At 38.4% G+C, this 15,306-nt stretch carries 12 protein-coding genes; all 12 read left to right on the top strand.

All coding sequences use genetic code 11. The annotated features are described in order from the left end of the window. Nucleotides 1-5: 5 nt before the first annotated feature. The gene (locus tag BacF7301_RS20020; RefSeq protein ID WP_167965618.1) at nt 6-839 is read left to right on the top strand and encodes a polysaccharide biosynthesis/export family protein; all 834 of its coding nucleotides are present in this window, start codon (nt 6-8) and stop codon (nt 837-839) included. A 9-nt stretch (nt 840-848) separates the two neighbouring features. Beyond that, nucleotides 849-3,263, top strand: a complete 2,415-nt coding sequence (locus tag BacF7301_RS20015; protein ID WP_167965616.1) for a GumC family protein — start codon at nt 849-851, stop codon at nt 3,261-3,263. 657 nt (nt 3,264-3,920) lie between these two features. After that, on the top strand, nt 3,921-5,234 hold the full coding sequence (locus BacF7301_RS20010; protein WP_167965614.1) for a UDP-glucose dehydrogenase family protein: 1,314 nt from the start codon (nt 3,921-3,923) through the stop codon (nt 5,232-5,234). A gap of 671 nt (nt 5,235-5,905) precedes the next feature. Next, nucleotides 5,906-7,351: a lipopolysaccharide biosynthesis protein gene (locus BacF7301_RS20005; protein ID WP_167965612.1), complete on the top strand. Its 1,446-nt coding sequence runs from the start codon at nt 5,906-5,908 to the stop codon at nt 7,349-7,351. A gap of 12 nt (nt 7,352-7,363) precedes the next feature. After that, on the top strand, nt 7,364-8,572 hold the full coding sequence (locus BacF7301_RS20000; protein WP_167965610.1) for a polysaccharide biosynthesis protein: 1,209 nt from the start codon (nt 7,364-7,366) through the stop codon (nt 8,570-8,572). A 40-nt stretch (nt 8,573-8,612) separates the two neighbouring features. Then, nucleotides 8,613-9,755 (top strand): DegT/DnrJ/EryC1/StrS family aminotransferase, encoded by a 1,143-nt coding sequence (locus BacF7301_RS19995; RefSeq protein ID WP_167965608.1) that lies wholly within the window; start codon nt 8,613-8,615, stop codon nt 9,753-9,755. After that, nucleotides 9,748-10,353: a NeuD/PglB/VioB family sugar acetyltransferase gene (locus tag BacF7301_RS19990; protein ID WP_167965606.1), complete on the top strand. Its 606-nt coding sequence runs from the start codon at nt 9,748-9,750 to the stop codon at nt 10,351-10,353. The genes BacF7301_RS19995 and BacF7301_RS19990 overlap by 8 nt, the downstream gene beginning before the upstream one ends. A 78-nt stretch (nt 10,354-10,431) precedes the next feature. Further along, nucleotides 10,432-11,493, top strand: coding sequence for a nucleotidyltransferase family protein (locus tag BacF7301_RS19985; RefSeq protein ID WP_167965604.1), 1,062 nt, complete (start codon nt 10,432-10,434; stop codon nt 11,491-11,493). A gap of 49 nt (nt 11,494-11,542) precedes the next feature. Further along, nucleotides 11,543-12,685 carry a glycosyltransferase gene (locus BacF7301_RS19980; protein ID WP_167965602.1) on the top strand — a complete coding sequence of 381 codons (1,143 nt, stop codon included), beginning with the start codon at nt 11,543-11,545 and terminating at the stop codon, nt 12,683-12,685. Nucleotide 12,686: 1 nt separating this feature from the next. Beyond that, nucleotides 12,687-13,676, top strand: a complete 990-nt coding sequence (locus BacF7301_RS19975) for a glycosyltransferase (RefSeq protein WP_167965600.1) — start codon at nt 12,687-12,689, stop codon at nt 13,674-13,676. Nucleotides 13,677-13,851: 175 nt separating this feature from the next. Continuing rightward, complete coding sequence (locus BacF7301_RS19970) at nt 13,852-14,916, top strand: acyltransferase (RefSeq protein ID WP_167965598.1); 1,065 nt, start codon at nt 13,852-13,854, stop codon at nt 14,914-14,916. An 8-nt stretch (nt 14,917-14,924) separates the two neighbouring features. Continuing rightward, nucleotides 14,925-15,218, top strand: a complete 294-nt coding sequence (locus tag BacF7301_RS26130; RefSeq protein ID WP_369805547.1) for an acyltransferase family protein — start codon at nt 14,925-14,927, stop codon at nt 15,216-15,218. Nucleotides 15,219-15,306: the final 88 nt, after the last annotated feature.

Genomic DNA, 15,306 nt, shown 5'->3' with positions numbered 1-15,306 from the left:
ATATTATGAACAATTCATTTTGCATTGCTGCAAGTATGCAGAAAAAAGTCGGTGGAATACTTTCCTGCCTGTTTGTACTCTTTCTGCTTGCTTCCTGCCAGTCATACAAGAAAGTCCCCTATCTGCAGGACTCTGAAGTTGTGGGACAGGTTGCCCAACAGGAAACTCTGTATGATGCCAGGATAATGCCTAAGGATCAGCTTACTATCATGGTGTCATGTACGAACCCTGAACTGGCGGCTCCTTTCAACCTGGGAGCGACCGGTTCTGCCGGTATGACTGCCGGAAACCCACAGGGTACTTCTCAATCCTCTCAACAGACTTATCTGGTAGATAATGAGGGGAATATTAATTTCCCTGTATTGGGGATATTGAAAGTGGGTGGACTGACTAAAAAGGAGGTGGAGCAAATGATAGTGGAGAAGCTGAAGCCCTATATCAAAGAAACTCCGATAGTTACTGCCCGTATGGTCAACTATAAAATCTCCGTGTTAGGAGAAGTCGCTAGTCCTGGTACATTTACTATCAGCAATGAGAAAGTGAATCTATTGGAGGCCTTGGCCATGGCGGGTGACATGACCATTTATGGAATCCGTGACAATGTTAAATTGATTCGTGAAGGTGCTGACGGTAAACAACAGATAATAACATTGGATTTGAATAAGGCCGAAACTCTTCTTTCTCCTTACTATTGGTTGCAGCAGAACGATATTATATATGTGACTCCGAACAAGGCGAAGGCCCGAAATTCAGATATCAGTAACAGTACAGGTCTTTGGTTCTCTGCTATTTCTATTTTGATGTCATTAACAAGTTTATTAGTAACAATCTTCAGATAATAATATCGTATGGTTGAGGAAAGAAAAGAAAGAACGGGGGCACAATCCGAGGAACAAATCAATATTCAGGAAATTCTTTTCCGTTATCTGATTCATTGGCCATGGTTCGTTGTTTCAGTAATAGTCTGTGTTGCTGTTGCATGGGGATATCTACGTCTGACAACACCTATATATAATGTTTCCGCCACAGTTCTGATTAAGGATGAGAAGAAAGGCGGTGGTGCGAATATGTCTTCCGAATTGGAAAAGATGGGGATGAATGGCTTTGTCTCCTCATCGGGTAATATAGAGAATGAAATTGAGGTTTTGACTTCCAGGACATTGGCAAGGGAGGTAGTCAGCTCTTTGGGATTGTTCGTGACTTATATGGACGAGGACAGGTTTCCCAAGAGGGAACTGTATCGTACTTCCCCAGTTCTGGTAAGCCTGACTCCACAGGAAGCGGATAAACTTCCGCAGACAATGGAAGTAGGTATGTCCTTACAACCTTCCGGTGTGATGGATGTACAGATTAAAGTGGGAGAGAAAGAGTATCGGAAAAGTTTTGAGAAATTACCAGCCGTACTTCCGACCGATGAAGGTACGGTTGCTTTTTGGGCAAATAATGATACCCTGTCATCACTTCGTCCGGAGAGTGTAACAAAAGAACGTCATATCACGGCTTATATTAACAGACCTTTTTCTGTAGCGAAAGGATACGCCGGTTCCCTGTCAATAACTCCTACCTCGAAGGCGACTTCCGTAGTGACCGTTTCACTTATGAATTCCAATACCCGGCGTGGTAAGGACTATATAGACAAGCTGCTTGAGATGTATAATATCAATGCCAATAATGACAAGAATGAGGTGGCTCAGAGAACTGCCGAGTTTATTGACGAGCGTATCGGCATCATATCAAAAGAACTAGGTAGTACAGAGCGCGATCTGGAGAATTTTAAGCGTAGTGCGGGTATTACAGATTTGACAAGTGAAGCCCAGATTGCCTTGACGGGTAATGCTGAATATGAGAAGAAACGTGTGGAGAATCAGACTCAGATTAATCTTGTCATGGATTTGCAAAGATATCTCCAAGGCACTGAATATGAAGTATTGCCTGCGAATGTCGGTTTACAGGATGCAGGTGTAGCGGGTGCAATTGACCGGTATAATGAAATGGTGTCCGAGCGTAACCGTCTGTTGCGTACATCCACGGAAAGCAATCCGGCAATTGTAAATCTTAATGCCAGCATCCGAGCGATGCGTGGCAATATACAAACCACCTTGGATGCAACGCTGAAAGGTCTTGAGATCACTAGGGCTGATTTGGCCCGTGAAGCGAGTCGTTATTCCCGTCGTATTAGTGACGCTCCTACCCAGGAACGACAATTTGTTAGTATTGCTCGCCAACAGGAAATCAAGTCTGGCTTGTATCTGATGCTGCTTCAGAAGCGTGAGGAGAATGCCATTGTCCTGGCTGCTATAGCCAATAACGCCAAGATTATTGACGAGGCACAGGCGGATGGTGCTCCGATTTCTCCGAAGAGGAGTACGATTTATCTTGCGGCTTTGATATTTGGAATAAGTATTCCGATAGGTATCATTTATCTGGTTGGTTTGACCAAATTTAAAATAGAAGGTCGAGCTGATGTTGAAAAATTGACTTCGCTCCCTGTTATCGGTGACATTCCATTAGCAGATGAAAAGACTGGCTCTATTGCCGTATTTGAGAACCAGAACAATTTGATGAGCGAGACTTTCCGAAATGTCCGTACCAACCTTCAGTTCATGCTTGAAAATGATAAGAATGTTATTTTGGTAACCTCTACTATTAGTGGTGAGGGAAAATCCTTTATATCCACCAATTTGGCTATCAGTCTTTCCTTGTTAGGGAAAAAGGTTGTGATTGTTGGTCTTGATATTCGCAAACCGGGATTGAACAAGGTGTTTAACATACCTAAGAAAGAGCATGGTATAACTCAATTTCTGACTAATCCTACTATAAATCTGATGGATTTGGTACAGCCTTCTGATATAAACAGGAACTTATATATTCTTCCCGGTGGAACAGTTCCCCCTAATCCAACAGAATTGTTGGCTCGTGACGGACTGGAGAAAGCAGTTGAAACCTTGAAGAAGAATTTTGACTATGTGATATTGGATACTGCTCCTGTAGGTATGGTGACAGATACTTTGCTCATAGGACGTGTAGCGGACTTATCCGTCTATGTATGTCGTGCTGATTACACCCGTAAGGCTGAGTTTACTTTGATCAATGAACTCGCTGAAAATAGTAAATTGCCTAATCTCTGTATTGCCATCAATGGTTTGGATCTTCAGAAGAAGAAATATGGCTATTACTATGGCTATGGTAAATATGGCAAGTATTATGGCTATGGTAAACGTTATGGTTATGGCTACGGGTATGGGGAACATAAAGTAAAATGAATATAAGGTTTTTCTGTCATTTTTCTATCTATTGAAAGTAAAATCCATCCTTGATGAGGGTATAATAGCAGAGGAAAGAGGCACTTACTGCCAAGGACTTGGAAACAACTATATCTTTATCAACCTCAAGCAACATCTGAAAATAGAGAAAATCAGTGCTTCTTCCAAAGTCGTAGCTTATCTGTCTAGAGCTTTAAACTAAATAGATGTTGGGGTAAACAATATTTTTACTTACCATTTAGAGATACCCAATAGATAACAATGTGGTAGAACGTGTCGTTAGTCTGCTGACAATTCAACACCACTTCATGCTTTATTTCAGCAGTGGTGAAGGGACTGAAATATCCACATATAATCAGTACAGTGAAGATCAAGGTAGGTTTGATTGAAATTATTTAGGTGAGTTTACTACTGATATTTCTTACGGTTGTAGATATTTGATAGTCTGCAACTAGATAAAATTGGATTAGTAATATGCCGATAGTTATGCAAACGTTTAAAACTTAATATAGGTACTTGCAAAAGGTGCTTGTATGAGAGGGCTTAAAATTGACTACTAACATCTTTTTGTATAGGTAAATATTCCCAATTGTTACCTCTGTGAGATATGTACTCAATTCTGCATGGAATTAATAAGATCTTAATCAATAACAATATATGAAAATAGCAATTGTTGGCACAGGCTATGTGGGCTTGGTGTCCGGTACCTGTTTTGCTGAAATGGGTGCTACAGTAACTTGCGTGGATGTAGACGCAAATAAGATTAATAAACTAAAAAAGGGTGAAATGCCTATTTATGAACCAGGGCTGGAAGAGTTGGTGAAACGTAACGTGGGTTACGGACGATTGAACTTCACAACAGACTTGATTGAAATTTTAGATGACGTGGAAGTTGTTTTCTCCGCTGTGGGAACTCCGCCGGATGAAGATGGTAGTGCCGATTTGAAATACGTACTTGCTGTAGCCAAGCAGTTTGGACAAAACATCAACAAATACACTATTTTAGTAACTAAATCTACCGTGCCTGTTGGCACTGCTCAAAAAGTGAAAGCTGTCATTCAGGAAGAGTTAGATAAACGTGGAATGGATGTACCCTTTGATGTAGCCAGTAACCCTGAGTTTCTGAAAGAGGGTGCTGCTATCAAAGACTTTATGAGTCCTGATCGTGTGGTTGTAGGTATTGAAAGTAAAAAAGCAGAGGAGGTGATGACCAAGCTCTATCAACCTTTCTTGCTTCAGAATTTCCGTGTAATTTTTATGGATATTCCTAGTGCAGAAATGACCAAATATGCTGCTAATGCTATGCTAGCTACCCGCATTAGCTTTATGAATGACATAGCTAATTTGTGCGAGCGAGTAGGTGCCAATGTAGACCATGTGCGCAAAGGAATAGGGGCGGATGTACGTATCGGTCAGAAATTTCTTTATGCCGGTTGCGGATATGGTGGTAGCTGTTTCCCAAAAGATGTGAAAGCTCTGGTGCGTACGGGTATCGACAGCGGTTACCACATGGAAGTGATTGAAGCTGTAGAGCGAGTTAATGATCGTCAGAAGAGCATAGTTTATGACAAACTTATTCGTTTGATGGGCGATGTAAAAGGCAAGACCATTGCTTTGTTAGGTTTAGCTTTTAAACCTGATACGGATGATATGCGCGAAGCTCCAGCTTTAATGGTGATTGATAAATTGCTGAAGGATGGTGCTAGCGTGAGAGTGTTCGATCCCATTGCAATGAATGAGTGTAAACGTCGTATTGGTGATGTCGTGGTTTATACGGAGAATCTTTACGACTGCGCAGATGGTGCGGATGCCCTGTTACTAATGACTGAATGGAGACAATTTCGATTGCCAACTTGGAATGTGATTCAGAAAGTAATGGTCGATAAGTATGTTGTAGATGGGCGTAACATCTGGAATCGTGCAGAGTTGGAAGAGATGGGATTTAGTTATACCCGAATAGGGGAAAAGTAATGATATTTTATACAAAATACTTTACGAATGAAACAACCCTGAATTGATGTTTGCAAGAGATTTATTATTATCACTGTAACGATAGTATACATAATGCTGGAGAGTCGTTTTTTCTACTTGTTTCATATGGTTATGTTCTTTTTTAGCAGGTTATGTTATACGTTACATCCTATAATTATCGTCAAAAAGTCGAAGAGACTATTCATACCACGTTTGGAATTGTTTCTTCTTTTGATTGTTGCAGAAATGTTACTGTCATATCAAATTAATGAAAGTGTAACATAGAATGTGGCAGAATGAATGATGCTATCTAGTTGGTTGTCAGATGAGTTTGGGGAGTTTTGTGAACTTTAATAATTGTAGTTGGAACAATGGGAATAGTTATACTTATACAATAAGATTTCTGGTACCATTTTTGCTTTTAGTTATATATAGTTTAATGGATGTTCTACCAGTAAAGATGATTTTATTATTAGCACTGTATACTCTTTTGAACTATATTTACTTTTATCTTGCATAACAATTAGAATGCCAATGGGATATTATATTAGTAATCCATTATCTCTTTGATTGTTTATACAATAACTCCTTTTTAATCATTATTTTTACTCGGAATTAAGGAGGAAGAAGATAATTTGGAAGTAATAACAGGAGGAAGATAAATAAAAACAATGTCAAATATTAGACAAGAAATGAAGAAGGGGCTGTTTTGGACAGCTCTTGATAAGTATTCGGGTCAAATTATAGGTATTGTCATATCTATGATATTGGCACGCCTACTTACACCATACGACTATGGTGTTGTAGCAACTGCTTCCGTGTTATTGGGCTTTTTAAGTATTTTTACAAGTGCTGGCATCGGCCCTGCAATCATACAGAGAAATGATCTCTCTCAAGATGATTTAAACAATATATTTACCTTTTCCATCATTCTTGGATTAGTGATAGGTAGTGTATCTTTTGGTTCTTCTTGGGTAATTGCAGATTTTTACGGTACTCCTTTGCTTACTCCGGTTATTCAGATTTTGTCTGTGGGACTATTCTTTGGTACTATCAATATGGTGCCGGCAGCATTGATGTCCAAGAATAAGCGATTTAAGGAAATGGCAACTCGAAGCCTTGCATTTCAGGTTTTATTTGGTGTAATAGGTATTATTTCTGCCTTTCTCGGAGCAGGAGTGTATGCTCTTGTTTGTCCGCAGATATTTGCGTCGTTGTGTACATTCTTGTATAACAATCACTTTTATCCTGTTCGGATTAGTAGTCGATTTCATGTTGAACCCATTAAGCGAATTATTTCTTTCTCATCATTTGTATTTCTTTCTGAGTTTACTAATTATTTTGCACGAAATTTGGATAAATTGATTATTGGAAAAACGATATCTGCAAATGCACTTGGATATTATGAGAAGTCATATCGGTTAATGCAGATGCCGCTCAACAATGTATCTTCTGTTATTTATCCTGTCTTACAGCCAATCATGACTAGTCTTCAAAATGACATGAAGGAGATGTCTACAAAATATGCTAAGATTGTCTCCATTATAGCATCTGTAGGCTTCCCTATTGCGGTTATTTTATATTTTACTGGGCAAGAAATTATGGTAGTTATGTTTGGAGAAGTATGGCTTCCGGCTGTTCCAACTTTCAAGATATTAGCTCTATCCATTCCAACAATGCTGATATGTAACCCCAATGGAGCAATATTCCTATCTTGTAATGCTTCAAAACAAATGTTTTATGTGACAATCATCAATACATGTCTTACAGTAATAGGTTTTATTGTCGCTGCTGTATTTGGTGGCACTATCGAAGCTATTGCATGGGGATGGACAGGAAGTGGGATATTAGCAACTTTTAATTCATACTTTCAATTATATGTGCTTGTTATGCATCAGTCACTTATTCCAGTGTTAAAGAGCCTTATCAAACCTGTTATCAATGCGTGCATATTAATTGTTGTGTATATGCTCTATGACATATTAATGCCGTCTTCATGGTTTATGATTGCACACTTGATACTCAAATGTGTCTTGGGTTTGATGATAGTATTATCATTTTTGAGATGTACAAATCAGTTTGATGTTATAGCATTTGCGAAATCAAGGATAAAATAATATTATTATAAAATGTTCAACTTAGAGAAGTTCATTTCTGACTCTGTGACCTCTCGTTCAGTCAGTATGTTTGCACTAGATATTGAGGCAAACAAGGAATTTCTTACCACTGAAATCAAGGGTAAGAAAGTGTGTGTAATTGGTGGTGCTGGCAGTATTGGTTCTAGTTTCATCAAAGCTGTACTCCGATTCAAACCAGCTTCGGTTGTAGTTGTTGACCTTAACGAGAACGGCCTTGCAGAACTCGTTCGTGACGTTCGTTCCACCGAGGGACTTTTCGTGCCCGAGGAGTTCCGCTGCTACACACTCAACTTTGCAGACCCTATTTTTGAACGCATTTTTCGCGAGGAGAAGGGCTTTGACATCGTTGCCAACTTCTCAGCTCACAAGCACGTGCGTTCAGAGAAAGACAAATATTCCGTTCAGGCACTTATTGAGAACAACGACATCAAGGCCAAAAAGCTGATGGATCTCCTTACCATCTATCCACCTAAGCACTTCTTCTGCGTCTCCACTGATAAGGCTGCCAATCCCGTGAACATAATGGGTGCCAGTAAACGTATCATGGAAGACCTTGTAATGGCCTACAACACTCACTTCAAGGTTACTACCGCACGCTTTGCTAATGTAGCATTCTCTAATGGTTCACTTCCTGATGGCTGGATTCATCGCCTTCAGAAGAAACAACCTCTGGCAGCTCCATTTGATGTAAAGCGCTATTTCGTATCACCTGAGGAGTCTGGTCAGATCTGTATGCTCGCTTGTGTCCTCGGTAATGGTGGTGAGGTGTTCTTTCCTAAGTTGGGTGAAGACCAAATGCTCACCTTCTCTACTATCTGCGATGATTTCGTAAAGGCGGAGGGATTCATCAAGGTAGAGTGCAAGAATGAGTTAGAGGCAAAGCAGTATGCTATTAACATGTCGTACGAGTCGGACACATATCCTGTGGTTTACTTCAAATCAGATACCACCGGAGAGAAGGCATATGAAGAATTCTATATTCCAGGTGAGAAAATCAATATGGAGCGCTTCTCTGCTCTTGGAGTAGTAGAGGAGACCAAACGTCGTCCAATGCCTGAAATCAACAGCTTTTTTAATGAGTTAGAAGGTATCTTTGCAAAGGATGACTTTACCAAGGCAGAAGTAGTAGAATCAATCAAGAGGTTTATACCTAACTTTGAACATGAGGAAAAAGGTAAGAATCTTGATCAGAAGATGTAATTTATAAATAAATAATTGACAAATTAAATTATAGAGAATTATGGCTTACAAAATTCCTTTGTTCAATCTGAACTTTGATGAACGTGAGGCTCAAGCTGCATATGATACTATTAAGTCTGGCTGGATCTCTACTGGTCCTAAAAATGCCGAACTTGAGCAAATGTTTATTGACATGTGGAAGGTGAAGTATGCAGTCAGCATGTCTAATTGTACTGACGCACTTCACGTTTGCTGTATGGTATGCGATTTTGGTCCTGGTGATGAAGTTATTTGTCCTTCACTAACTTTTGCTGCTTCTTGCAACTGTATCCGCTACGTTGGTGCCACTCCAATATTTGCCGACATCGTAAGTCCTGGTCACATCAACATTGATCCTAAGGATATCGAGGCTAAGATCACATCTCGCACCAAGGGTATAGTTGTTGTACACATGGCTGGATTCCCTGCCGATATGGATGCTATTATGGAGATTGCCCGAAAGCATAGTCTCAAGGTTGTTGAAGATGCATGTCACGGTCCTCTTTCTGAGTATAAGGGCAAGAAACTCGGTACTATAGGGGATTGCGCAAGCTTCTCATTTTTCTCTAATAAAAATATCTCTACAGGTGAGGGGGGTATGTTTATCACCAATAACGAGGAAATGGCTCAGAAGGCTCGTCTTATTCGTTCTCATGGTATGAGCACCATGTCTTACCAGCGTGCATCTGGTCATGCAACAGAGTATGATATCACTTGTCTTGGTTATAACTTTCGTATGGATGATATTCGTGCTGCGATTGCAATTGAGCAGCTCAAAAAGCTTCCAGCCGATCTCGAGACTCGTGTAATAGTTCGCAAGCGCTATGAAGAGAATCTCGCTAAAATTAATCGGATAGTGGTTCCTTTTGTAGATTGCAAGGAATTCACCAGCAACTATATCTTCCCAATCGTCATTAAAGATTCTACAAAGGAGCAGCGTAACTCTCTTCGTGAGTACATTCATGCTCAGGGCGTTCAGACTTCTGTACACTATCCTGCAGCTCACCACTTCTCTACTTACAAAGAACTGGATGTTGTACTTCCTCAGACGGACTATGTTACTGACAATGAGGTAACTCTTCCTATGTATGCATCTCTTACTATGGAACAGGTTGATTTCATATGTGAAGTAGTAGCTAATGGTATCAAGGAAATCTATGGATAAAGATGTTATATTGCTCGGTGGTTTTCACGAGGTGATTGAACTTTGTGAAAAAGCGGGCTACAATATTGTCGGTATCATAGATGGTCGGTTACGGGATTCCTATTTTGGATATTCTGTGATTGGTTCTGATGCTGATGCTGAAGTCTTGTTCTCTAATTATGGTAAGTGCAAGTTGGTTCTCACCCCTGATTCACCCAAAATCAGAGAGAAACTTGTCAATCTGTACAAACCGTTAGGTTATGACTTCGCTACAGTCATTAGCCCCCAAGCAACAATATCCAAGTTTTCAACAGTTGGAAAAGGAACGATCATTCAAGATGGGGTGAATATATCTGCATGCACTACTATTGGTAATTATGTAAAACTCAATACCAATTGTAACGTTATGCATGATAATGTCATCTCAGACTATGTTACAATAGCTCCCAATGCTATAAATCTTGGTAGGATTACTGTTGGAAGGTCATCATATATAGGTGCAAATGCTACTATACTTCCAGAGGTGAAGATTGGGCACCACTCAACAGTTGGAGCAGGTGCTGTGGTAACAAAGGATGTCGATGATAATAAAATAGTAAAAGGAGTGCCTGCGAAATAGAGTTATCCGACCGCACAGATTATCCAGCGGATGTCGTTCGGTACAACTGATTGGAACTTAACATAAAGATTTAAAACTATGGCTGTTTTAGAAAAAATTCAAGAAAGGTCTATACAATGTTCGATGACAGTACTCCAGTCACTTAAAAAGATGGATGAGACTAAGGTCAAGATGCTTTTTGTTTTTGATGAAGATCGTTTTCTTAGTATACTCACTATTGGTGATATCCAGCGTGCAATAATTAAACAAACAGCATTGAACGATTCTGTTTTTACAATAATCGATATAAATAAAAAGTTTGCATCACCTACAGAAACAAGGGCACAGATTCGAGAAAAAATGCTTTCACTTCGTGCAGAGTGTATGCCTGTGGTGGATGAAAATGGTAATCTTGTGGATGTCTATCTTTGGAGTGAGATGTTCAAGCATTCAGAACCCGAGCATCGTGAGAAAATTGACCTTCCCGTTGTCATTATGGCGGGAGGTAAAGGTACTCGATTGAAACCGATTACTAATGTAATTCCTAAGCCTTTGGTTCCGGTAGGAGATAAGACTATCTTGGAAGTCATTATGGATCAATTCGAGAATATTGGTTGCCATAAATTCTATATGTCTGTCAATTATAAGGCAGATATGATGGAGTTCTATCTTTCTCAACTTGAACATAAGTATGACGTCGAGTTTTTTATGGAGAATAAGCCTCTCGGAACCATCGGTAGCGTATCACTTTTGAAGGGAAAGATTACCACTCCTTTCTTCGTGAGCAACTGTGATAGCATCAACGAGCAGGATTATCGTGATGTGTATGATTATCATGTTAGTAATAAGAATGATATGACTATTGTTACCCTCGTCAAGAGTTTTAAGATACCTTATGGTGTTATCAAAACTGGTGAAGACGGTTTGATGCAAAGTTTACAGGAGAAGCCAGAACATACTTATATGGTCAATTCAGGTGTGTACATCCTTAGTCCAGAATTGATAGATGAAATTCCGGAAGATGAGTTCTTTCACATCACTCATCTTATGGAAAAAATAATGGCTCGTGGAGGACGTGTTGGTTGTTTCCCTGTTAGTGAAAATTCTTGGCACGATATGGGTGAATGGTCTGAATATTTGAAGATGATAAATGTAAGATAAGAGTGACTCATTGTTATTAGATTTGGATGAATATTAAAAAATATATAAAGTGAAAATCTTATTATTAGGATCAGTACGAGATGCTCATTTAAATAGATTTATAAACAATCTTAAATTGGCAGATAAGACTAATAGCATAAGTATTGATGTATTCGATATTTGGGGTGTGAATGAAAAAAACAATAGATATATAAGGGATTTATATTCTGTAAGGCTTCATTTTAAAAATTTTTTATACAATATTCCTGTATTGTCATCGTTGTTGCACATTATAGACTATAGAATAAGTTTTAGAAAAGTAAGTAATCAATATGATGTTGTAAACATTCATTACGTAACGGATATTTCTTATTATATATTGGATATAATTAAACGTCGTACTGCGAAAATTGTAGTAACGCCATGGGGTAGTGATATATATCGTATAAAAGAGAGTGATAAGGGAAAGGTACGCAAGGTTTTAAAGGATGGATATGCAATTACTTATCCTCATGATAGGATGAAATATGACATTCAGAAAATATTTTCTTTGGGTAGTGCAGTCTTTGTTCAGATGTATTTCGGATCTGAGACAATAGATTCTTTGTTGCGTATGCCATATAATCAAACTGAAGCAAAGGAAAAATTAGGATTCGCTAAGAAATACATAATAGTATGTGGATATAATAGAGTGCCAGAACAGAATCATGAAAACATTATTACTGCATTAGTTGCCGTTAAGAAACGGCTTCCTAATAACACAATGTTGGTATTTCCATTTAGCTATGGAATTTGTCCAAATAATTATAAGATTTCCTTGGTAAGTAAGTTGATGGAAAGTGGATTTGAATATAGGTTCTTTGATAACTATTTGACGAATGAAGAGAATGCATTATTACGTATATCGGCAGATATGTTTATACATATACAAACCACTGATGCTAATTCTGCTACTATTCAGGAATTTTTATTGACAGATACTGTGGTCTTTAATGGTGCTTGGCTAAAATATCCTTTATTAGAACAGCATAATCAGATGCCATATATAAGAGTTGATTCAATGAATGATTTATCCTCGAAAATTGTTCAATACTTTAATGGAAGTGTCCTTGTGTCAGTAAGTAATGAATGTAAGGAGATTATAAATAGCAATTCGTGGGGCAATAGAGGAAAAGAATGGTTTAATTATTTCAAAAAGATATCTTCTATTTAGTATGAATACAACAATAGTATATATTCTTACTAGCTCTGACAAGGATTTATATATTGAGCAGCTATGGTTATCATTGTATTCGCTTCGTCTTCACAATCCCGAAGTACGAGTGGTGCTTTTAACAGATGATAGTACAGAAGTTTCGTTGGTAGGTGATAGGGCAAAGATTAGACAATATCTATCTGAAGTAAAAGTTATAGATGTCCCTAAAGAGTATACTCTAAAAGAACGTTCTCGCTTTATCAAAACTACCTATCGTAAGTATTTAAAGGGAAATCTTCTTTTTCTTGATACAGATACAATCATTGCTGACAGTCTTAGTAGTATAGATGCTGTAGAAGCAGATGTAGCATGTGTGTTGGATTATCATGCTCAGTTGGACAAACTCATTGATGGACCTGTTATCCGCGAGCGCGTGATAGACATTTTTGGTGTAGATGTAGGTGACGAGAGCAACTATTTTAACTCAGGTGTGATGTTTGTAAAGGATACTCCTCGTACTCATCAGTTTTTTGAAGAGTGGCATAAGAATTGGAAAATTGCAGCCTTTGAAAAGAACCAATGCTTTGATCAGCCAGCTTTATTAGTTTCCGATAAGGTCTGTGGGCATGTTATAAAAGAGCTATCCGGTGTTTGGAACTGTCAAGTACTCACTAGTATTCAGTATCTCCATCATGCCAAGATTATTCACTTCTTTAATAATACATGGGAGGGAAAAGCCGAATGGTCTCCTTTCTTTGACGATGGAATATATAAACAACTAAAACGTGAAGGAGAAATTCCTGCAAGAGTCAAGGAGTATATTAATGACCCTAAGTCTGCATTTTTCTCTCCAGCATACTTTGTGTGTAAAAGGAAGAATGAATTTCTGCAAACTCTTGTAGGAGCCACATTGTATAGTGAGTTCCAGAAAAATGGCATTCTTTTCAGGTTTGTAAAACTACTATGTAATTTTCGCTGTTTTTTTATACAATTGATTAAACATGGTTAGATTTAGTTTCATAGTACCTGTGACTGTTTGCAGAAAAGAGTTTGACCTTTTGGTTGATTATGGAAAGTCGCTGATGACAATCATGGTTAATCCAGATACAAAGTTGAAGAAGTTCTGCAAATTTATGATAGAAAAAGCTATTCGTATATACTGGATATTCCAACGCTTTTAAAAGATGAGGCAACCTCATATTGAATTGTTGCGTATCTGCGCTATGCTATTGGTATTGATAGTGCATACTGCTTATTACTCAATGGGTTCTCCTACAGGAGAGATGATAGTCTGTGCGCCCGTTGAATGGACATGGATTACATTTGTACAGTCTGTATCTGTAATTTCTGTGGATGTATTTGTGCTAATCTCAGGTTGGTTTGGCATCAGACCTAAGGTAAAGTCGCTTGTAGGTTTCTTTTTTCAAGTATTTTTCTTTCTTATATTATCATTTGGTGTGATGGCGGCATTGGGGAAAGTGCCCGTATCGATGAACAATATTACCAAATGCCTAACCGTCATTAATACTCTTTGGTTTGTTAGTGCATACCTTTTGCTATATATACTTAGTCCCGCATTGAATGCCTTGGTAGAGCATACTAGTAGGCGAACTTTCAAAAGGGTACTGATAGCGTTTTATGTGTTACAATTTGTATATGGTTGGACTGGGTTACTACCGATATACGAGGGTGGCTATTCAGTCCTATCGTTCGTTGGTCTCTACCTTTTGGCCAGATATTTCAAGGTGTATCAACCTAAGTTTACGAGGTATAACCAGTACACATATATATATTCATATATGTTGATAGCTATTTTGCTCACTATCCTTGGTGTGGCAATTGCATATCTGCCAGTCTTATGCGACCATGTATCCGTAGTCAGTTGGACACTATTTGCATATAACAGTCCATTCGTTATTCTTGAAGCATGCGCCTTTTTCTTTATCTTTGAAAAGATGCATCTCCCTCTTCATTTTCAACGAGTTATTGTGTGGGTGTCATCTTCAAGTTTTGCGGTTTACCTATTACATGCTAATCCTTTTGCACTAAGTGTGTGGTACAAACCTGTAGTGTCAGGTCTTTACCAGATGACAGATTGGGTATTTGTGAATGAAATATGTATTCTTGCATTTGTTGTGGGAGTATTTGTCGTTGCTATTGTGATTGATAGGTTGAGGATAGTACTATGGGATATTGTTTGGCGGAAAATGGAAAAGCCGATTAGAAGGGTAGTAGAAGCAGTGACCTAATCATTATTATGAGAAATCTAAACGGTATTGATTTGTTAAAGTTCATAATGTCAATCATCATCGTTGGCGTACATAGTTGTGTTTTCGAGATGCTTGCCAATGATTATTTTGGAGTACTCATAAACAATATATCCAATGTCTGTGTATCAACATTTTTTGTTATCTCTTCTTTTTTCTTTTTCCGTAAGGTACGTAGCCTTACAACAACTAAAGAAAAGAATAGGCAATTACTTATGTTTGAAAAAAGAACATTATTTCTTTATCTTTTTTGGATAGTTGTACAGTTGCCATATATGGTATAGAGTGCATGTAGGGAGTCTAATTCTTTCATTTTGGAGAGGAATGTTTTGGATGATGTTAGGATATTATTGCTCGTCAGATAAATTTGTA

Source organism: Bacteroides faecium (genome assembly GCF_012113595.1).
GTDB classification, from domain to species: Bacteria; Bacteroidota; Bacteroidia; order Bacteroidales; family Bacteroidaceae; genus Bacteroides; species Bacteroides faecium.
Note: the sequence above shows the minus strand (reverse complement) of the source record. Positions and strands in the feature narration are given on the sequence as shown.

Excerpts from the sequence above, each read along its gene's own strand:
- BacF7301_RS19995 (WP_167965608.1), top strand. The coding sequence starts at position 8,613 with ATGGCTTACAAAATTCCTTTGTTCAATCTGAACTTTGATGAACGTGAG.
- BacF7301_RS20010 (WP_167965614.1), top strand. The coding sequence starts at position 3,921 with ATGAAAATAGCAATTGTTGGCACAGGCTATGTGGGCTTGGTGTCCGGT.
- BacF7301_RS19985 (WP_167965604.1), top strand. The coding sequence starts at position 10,432 with ATGGCTGTTTTAGAAAAAATTCAAGAAAGGTCTATACAATGTTCGATG.
- BacF7301_RS20020 (WP_167965618.1), top strand. The coding sequence starts at position 6 with ATGAACAATTCATTTTGCATTGCTGCAAGTATGCAGAAAAAAGTCGGT.
- BacF7301_RS20000 (WP_167965610.1), top strand. The coding sequence starts at position 7,364 with ATGTTCAACTTAGAGAAGTTCATTTCTGACTCTGTGACCTCTCGTTCA.
- BacF7301_RS19970 (WP_167965598.1), top strand. The coding sequence starts at position 13,852 with ATGAGGCAACCTCATATTGAATTGTTGCGTATCTGCGCTATGCTATTG.
- BacF7301_RS20015 (WP_167965616.1), top strand. The coding sequence starts at position 849 with ATGGTTGAGGAAAGAAAAGAAAGAACGGGGGCACAATCCGAGGAACAA.
- BacF7301_RS19975 (WP_167965600.1), top strand. The coding sequence starts at position 12,687 with ATGAATACAACAATAGTATATATTCTTACTAGCTCTGACAAGGATTTA.
- BacF7301_RS19990 (WP_167965606.1), top strand. The coding sequence starts at position 9,748 with ATGGATAAAGATGTTATATTGCTCGGTGGTTTTCACGAGGTGATTGAA.
- BacF7301_RS26130 (WP_369805547.1), top strand. The coding sequence starts at position 14,925 with ATGAGAAATCTAAACGGTATTGATTTGTTAAAGTTCATAATGTCAATC.
- BacF7301_RS20005 (WP_167965612.1), top strand. The coding sequence starts at position 5,906 with ATGTCAAATATTAGACAAGAAATGAAGAAGGGGCTGTTTTGGACAGCT.